Source organism: Deltaproteobacteria bacterium GWC2_65_14 (genome assembly GCA_001797615.1).
In the GTDB taxonomy this organism is placed as follows: domain Bacteria; phylum Desulfobacterota; class Deferrimicrobia; order Deferrimicrobiales; family Deferrimicrobiaceae; genus GWC2-65-14.
This window is the reverse complement of the sequence record MGPV01000037.1, coordinates 1-5,846: the sequence shown is the minus strand read 5'-3', so window position 1 is coordinate 5,846 and position 5,846 is coordinate 1. Positions and strand designations below refer to the sequence as shown.

Below are 5,846 nucleotides of genomic sequence, written 5' to 3'. Positions count from 1 at the left end.
TCATCCTCGACGAGCCGATGTCGGGGCTCGATCCGATGGGAAGGATGGAAGTCCGCAATCTCATCCGGGAATTGAAATCCTCGGGGAAGACGGTCTTCTTCAGTTCCCACATCCTCTCCGACGTGGAGGCGCTCTGCGACCGGGTCGTCATGCTGCACAAGGGGCGGAAGGTGGCGGAAGGGACGGTCGAGGACCTGGTCGGGAAGGGTGGGGTCCGGTACGTGGAACTCGTATTGTCTCCGGTTCCCCCGACAGAATGTCTGTCGGCCGCGGGCCTTCCGGAGAGTGCGGTTTCCGTCCAGGGGGACTCCCTCGTCTTACGGGCGGCGGACCATGAGCAGGCCAACGGATGGATCGAGCGGTTCCGGTCGGCAGGGTCGCTGGTCCGCTCCTGCATTCCGGTGAAACAGCACCTCGAGGATATCTACGTGGAACGGATGGGAGAGGAAGACCTTCACGGGATCGGGGGGACCGGGGCCTCGGGGACGGGCGCAGGAGACGGCGGAACAGGAGGGGGCCGTGTCGGGTAGGATCCTCTCGGTCGCCGTGAACACCTTCCGGGAGACGATCCGGAACAAGATCCTCTACGCGATTCTTGCCTTCGCGCTGCTGGTGATAGCTCTCTCCTGGTTCCTGGCCGATCTGTCCGTGGGGAACCTGGCCCGGATCATCGCCAACGTGGGGTTGGCCTGCATCCACCTCTTCGGGGTCATCATGGCGGTCTTCCTCGGGATCACCCTGGTGAGCCAGGAGGTGGAGAGAAAGACCGTCTACCTGATCCTGTCCAGACCCGTCGCCCGGTGGGAGTTCGTCGTCGGGAAGGCGGCAGGCCTCTGCGGAACCCTGTTCCTGACCACACTGGTCATGGCCGTACCCCTCTTCCTCGTGCATGCCGGGTACGGACAGGCTCCCGAGACGGGAATCCTCGTCGCCTCCGCCGGGATCTATATGGAACTGGTGCTGCTCACCTGCCTCGCCTCCCTCTTCTCCTCGTTCACGACTCCGGTGCTGAGCGCGATCTTCACCCTCTCGATGTTTCTCATCGGGCACGTTTCGAAGGACCTTCTTGTGTTCGGAAGCCGGGCCGCATCCGGCACGGCACGCGCCGTTTCGGGCGCCCTGTTCTACATGCTCCCGAACCTGGAGAACTTCAACTGGAAAAACGAGGTGGTCTACGGCGGCGCATCATCGCCCGCGCTGATCCTTCTGGCGTCCGGGTACCTGCTGGCCTACTGCGCCGCCGTTCTTCTGCTCGCCTGCCTGATCTTCTCGAGGAAGGACTTCAAGTGACGGGAGCCGGAGGGATCCCGATCCTTGCGTCCGCCGCCGCGTCGTTTGCCGCGTCGCTGCTGCTGTCGCTCTACCTGACCCCGATATTCCGGGATTCCGCCCGCCGGTTCGGGATCGTGGACCGGCCGGACGGAGGACTGAAAACCCAGAAGGAGCCGGTGTCCTACCTCGGGGGCCTTGCCGTGTTCGCCTCCGTGCTCTTTCCCGTATCGATCTTCCTCCAGTTCAGCGACCGCCTGATGGGACTGCTGCTGGCCTCCGCGATCGTCGTCCTGCTGGGGCTGATCGACGACATCGGGAAGCTTTCCCCCCGGATCAAGCTCCTCGTCCAGGTGATCGCGGTCTTCCTGATGGTCAAGTCGGGAATCCGGATCCGGGTCGACTTCCTTCCCCCGCTCGCCTGCGTGGCGCTGACCTTCCTCTGGATGATCCTCATGACGAACGGCTTCAACCTGATCGACGTCATGGACGGGCTGGCGGCCGGAGTGGCGTTCGTGTCGGCGGCGGCGCTGTCGGTGGTCTTCTACCTCCAGGGAAACCCGATGGGCGTGGTCCTGTGCCTGTCTCTGTGCGGAGCCCTTGCGGGGTTTCTGCGGTTCAATCTCTCCCCCGCGCAGATCTACCTCGGGGACACGGGGTCGCTTTTCCTCGGGTTCCTCCTCGGGGGGCTGGCGATCGGGGGGGACTATACCCTCCGGAACCGTCTCGGATGGCTCACCGCGCTCGCCATCTTCGCGGTTCCCCTGTTCGAGATCCTCTTCCTCTGCTATCTCCGCCTCCGGCGGGGGGCGTCGATCCTGGGCGGGAGTCGGGACCATTTCAGCCTCCGCCTCCGGAAATGGCGCCTTTCGACGGGGCAGACGGTGGCCGCGAGCTGCATCGCGGCGGCCGCGTCTGCCGCCGTGGGGATCCTGGCGATGCACATGACCCCGGCCGGCTCCCTGTACGGGTACGGGGCCGTTCTGGTCGCCTTTTTCGCCGTCGCGGTGTGGCTGAAGGCGATCGATATGAAGCTGTAGGGAGAGGTGCCGTGATCGTCGTGCTGGGAGGAGGGGTGACCGGCCTTGCGGCGGCCAGGGTCCTCGGGGAGGCCGGCGAGGAGCATGTCGTCCTCGAGAGGGAAGGGGAGCCGGGCGGGCACTGCCGTTCCCTCGTCGCCGGGGAATACACGTTCGATAGGAGCGGGCACTTTCTCCATTCCTCCGACCCGGAGATGCTCGCCTGGATCCTCGGTCTGCCGGAGAGTTCCTGGATGGAGAGGGAGAGGGACGCCCGGGTCTGGCTGCGGGGCAGGCTGACCCCCTATCCCTTCCAGGCGAACCTCCACGGGCACGACCCTGCGTTTGTCCGGCAGTGCCTGTCCGGTTTCGCGGCGGAGCGGATCCGGGAGGCGGTGGGGGGCGACCGGCCCCCGCGCAACTTCGAGGAGTGGCTCGCGACGAGGTTCGGGCGGGCGATGTGCCGGGCCTTCTTTTTCCCCTTCAACCGGAAGATGTGGCGCGCTCCTCTCTCCCGCCTGGGGTACGGGTGGACCGGGTGGTCGGTCCCCGTTCCCCGGTTCGAGGAGCTGCTCGCGGGTGCGCGCGGGGACACCCGGGAGGGGATGGGGTACAACGCGGTCTTCCGGTATCCCTCCTCCGGGGGGATCGGGGCGCTGCCGGCGGCTCTCGCCCGCTCTCTCCGCGCACCGGTTCGAACCGGGGCCGAGGTGGTGCAGGTGGACCTGACGAAAAGGGTGGTCCGCACGGCGGACGGGGCAACCGTTCCGTTCCGGGCCGCGATCTCCACCATCCCCCTTCCGGCCCTTGCGCGGATGAGCAGGGGGCTTTCCCCGAACGCCCGGAGGGCGGCCGGATCGCTTTCCTGGGTCAAGGTCTTAGCGATCAACCTGGGGGTGCGGGAGGCGGGGCAGACGCCGGGGCACTGGGTCTACGTTCCCGAACGGGAGTACTCCTTCTTCCGGGCCGGGTTTCTCTCGAACGTCGCGGCCTATGCCTCGCCGAAGGGATGCGTCTCCCTCTTCGTGGAAAAAAGCTTTCCGTCGGGCGCGCGGATCGACGAGGGCCTGGAGGTGGAAAGGGCGGTGCGCGGCCTTCGGCGGATGGGGGTGCTCACCCGCCGCAGCGTCCTCGAGGAGGTCCGCCCCGTGCTGCTCGATCCGGCCTACGTGCTGTACCACGGGGCGCGCGACAGGGCCCTCCCGCTGCTCTCGGAGGAGTTCCGCCGGAACGGGGTCCTCCTGGCCGGCCGGTACGGGTCCTGGGAGTATTCCGGGATGGAGCGATCGATCGCGGGCGGGATCCGCGCGGCGCGCGAGGCGGTCGCGGGCCGTGCCTGACGGCGCGCAAAGGGACGCCCCGGGAAGCCGGAAACGGGCCCGGGTGGTCCATGCGATCACCCTGCTGGAATGGGGGGGGGCGCAGGAGAACACCCTGGCGACCGTGCGGGGGCTTTCCCCGGAGCGGTTCGACCGGGTGCTGGTGTCGGGAAGGGGAGGGGTGCTCGATGCCGCCGCCGCGTCCATATCCGGCGTGCGGTTCCGGCAGGTCGACTCCCTCGTGCGCGAGATCCGGCCTGCGGACGATTTCCGGGCCTTCCTGGCCCTCTCCTCCGTCTTCCGGGAGGAGAAACGGATGGCGGCCGGCGACCCTCTCGTCGTGCATACCCACAGCTCCAAGGCGGGGATCCTGGGAAGGGCGGCGGCGCGCCGCGCGGGGGCCGACCTGATCATCCACTCGATCCACGGGTTCGGTTTCCACGACGGGCAGGCGGGCCCGGTCCGGCGCTCCTTCATCGGGCTGGAGCGGATGGCCGCGCGCTGGACCGACGCCTTCGTGGCGGTCTCGGAGGAGAATATCCGCCTCGGCGTTCGGGAGGGGATCTTTTCGGCGGACCGGTGCCGGCTCATCCGGAGCGGGTTCGAGACGGAGCGGTTCCTCCGGGGATCCCGGGAGGCGGGACGGCGGCTTCTCGGCATCCCTCCCGATGTCCCGGTGATCGGGACCGTCGCCGTGTTCAAGCCGCAGAAGGCTCCCCTCGACTTCGTCGAGGTCGCCCGCAGGGTGGCGACGCAGGTTCCGGAGGCGCACTTCGTCATGGTCGGGGAAGGCGAACTCCGGCCGGAGGTCGAGCGGGCCGTGGAGGCGGCCTCCCTCGGGGGGCGATTTTTCTTCCCCGGGTGGCGGGCGGAGATCCCCGACCTGCTGCGGGCGTTCGATCTGTTCCTCCTGACCTCCCGGTGGGAAGGTCTGCCGAAGGTCGTCCCGCAGGCGCTGATCGCCGGAGTTCCGGTGGTCGCGACCGCCGTGGACGGGACGCGGGAGATCGTGGACGACGGCGTGGACGGCTTCCTCTGCAGGCCGGGCGACGTCTCGGGGATGGCGGCCCGGGTCGTGGAGGTGCTCTCCGGCTCCTCCGGGATCGCTCCCGGGTTCAAGCGGGATCGGCTCCTGAGGGAATTTTGCCAGGAAACGATGGTCCGCGCCCAGGAGGCTCTCTACGCGGAGCTGCTGGCGCGGAAGGGGGTCCCGGGATGGGCCTCATGAGCGGTTCCGGGTTTCTGTTCCCGGCGTTCGCGTTCCTGGTCGGGGCCTGCCTGGGAAGCTTCTTCAACGTCCTGATCCACCGGCTTCCCCGAGGGGAGTCGATCGTCCGGCCGTCCTCGCGCTGTCCCGCCTGCGGACGGCCGATCCGGGCGCTGGAGAATATCCCGATCGTCTCCTTCTTCCTTCTCCGGGGGAGATGCGCAGGGTGCGCCGGGGCGATCTCCCCGCGCTACCCCGGCGTCGAGGCGCTGTCGGGGGCGGGGTTCGCCCTGTTCGCCGTCGTCGACGGCCCCGGGCTGCCGCTTCTCCGGGACCTTGCCCTGTTCTCCCTGCTCGTGCCGATCGCCTTCATCGACCTGGATCACCGGATCATTCCGGACGAGCTCTCCCTCGGCGGAATCGCCGCGGGGATCCTCCTCTCCTTCCTTCCGGGTGGGGACTGGATGGGGAGCCTCGCGGGGGGGCTCCTGGGAGGAGGGATCCTCTACGCCACCGCCGCCGCCTACGAGAAGGTCACCGGGAGGGAAGGGATGGGGGGGGGCGACATCAAGCTGATCGCCATGATCGGGGCCTTTCTCGGCTGGAAAGGGGCGCTCTTCACGATCTTCTGCGGGTCGCTCCTGGGTGTGGCGGGGGGACTGGTCGCCATGAGAAAAGGGGAGGAGGGGCTCAAGACGGCGATCCCCTTCGGCCCCTATCTCTGCGCCGCGGCCCTTCTCGCCCGGTTCCTGGCCGAACCGTTTTTCGCCTTTCTCAGAACTTAGTCTTTGCGACGTTGTCCTGGAAGGGGTTCCCCTCCCGGTCGATGTGCCAGAGGTCTCCCGCCATCACGCCTGTCCCGGTCGCATGCCCCATGAAATTCGTTGCGTTGTCCAGCAAGGTGACGGAGACCGTATAGTAGTTGTACTGTACCGGGTCGAAATCCAGCAGGGCGACGTTGTCGGTGTAGCGGTCGAAATCGCTGAAATAGAGGAGTTCGGTCTTCTGGAGATGCTTGAGCACGGTCTGAGC

Annotated in this window: 6 protein-coding genes and 1 pseudogene; 6 read left to right on the top strand and 1 reads right to left on the bottom strand. The window is 67.5% G+C overall.

Going from position 1 to position 5,846, the window contains the following annotated elements; genetic code table 11:
* Nucleotides 1-17 precede the first annotated feature (17 nt).
* From A2X88_07165 to A2X88_07140, 6 genes are read left to right on the top strand one after another with little or no spacing between them, the layout of a single operon-like run.
* The gene (locus tag A2X88_07165; protein OGP34144.1) at nt 18-530 is read left to right on the top strand and encodes a hypothetical protein; all 513 of its coding nucleotides are present in this window, start codon (nt 18-20) and stop codon (nt 528-530) included.
* Nucleotides 520-1,290, top strand: coding sequence for a hypothetical protein (locus A2X88_07160; protein OGP34143.1), 771 nt, complete (start codon nt 520-522; stop codon nt 1,288-1,290). The genes A2X88_07165 and A2X88_07160 overlap by 11 nt, the downstream gene beginning before the upstream one ends.
* A complete protein-coding gene (locus tag A2X88_07155; GenBank protein OGP34142.1) occupies nt 1,287-2,309 on the top strand; it encodes a hypothetical protein in 1,023 nt (340 codons plus the stop codon). The genes A2X88_07160 and A2X88_07155 overlap by 4 nt, the downstream gene beginning before the upstream one ends.
* 11 nt (nt 2,310-2,320) lie before the next feature.
* Nucleotides 2,321-3,628, top strand: coding sequence for a hypothetical protein (locus tag A2X88_07150; GenBank protein ID OGP34141.1), 1,308 nt, complete (start codon nt 2,321-2,323; stop codon nt 3,626-3,628).
* A gap of 43 nt (nt 3,629-3,671) precedes the next feature.
* Nucleotides 3,672-4,835: a hypothetical protein gene (locus tag A2X88_07145; protein OGP34140.1), complete on the top strand. Its 1,164-nt coding sequence runs from the start codon at nt 3,672-3,674 to the stop codon at nt 4,833-4,835.
* Nucleotides 4,832-5,599: a hypothetical protein gene (locus A2X88_07140; protein ID OGP34161.1), complete on the top strand. Its 768-nt coding sequence runs from the start codon at nt 4,832-4,834 to the stop codon at nt 5,597-5,599. The genes A2X88_07145 and A2X88_07140 overlap by 4 nt, the downstream gene beginning before the upstream one ends.
* On the opposite strand, the pseudogene A2X88_07135 reads toward A2X88_07140, so the two are convergent.
* A pseudogene (locus A2X88_07135) lies at nt 5,589-5,846 on the bottom strand (hypothetical protein). The gene A2X88_07140 and the pseudogene A2X88_07135 overlap by 11 nt on opposite strands.

Bases quoted from the DNA above. Each gene is read 5' to 3' on its own strand.
- A2X88_07165 (OGP34144.1), top strand. From the start codon at position 18: ATGTCGGGGCTCGATCCGATGGGAAGGATGGAAGTCCGCAATCTCATC.
- A2X88_07140 (OGP34161.1), top strand. From the start codon at position 4,832: ATGAGCGGTTCCGGGTTTCTGTTCCCGGCGTTCGCGTTCCTGGTCGGG.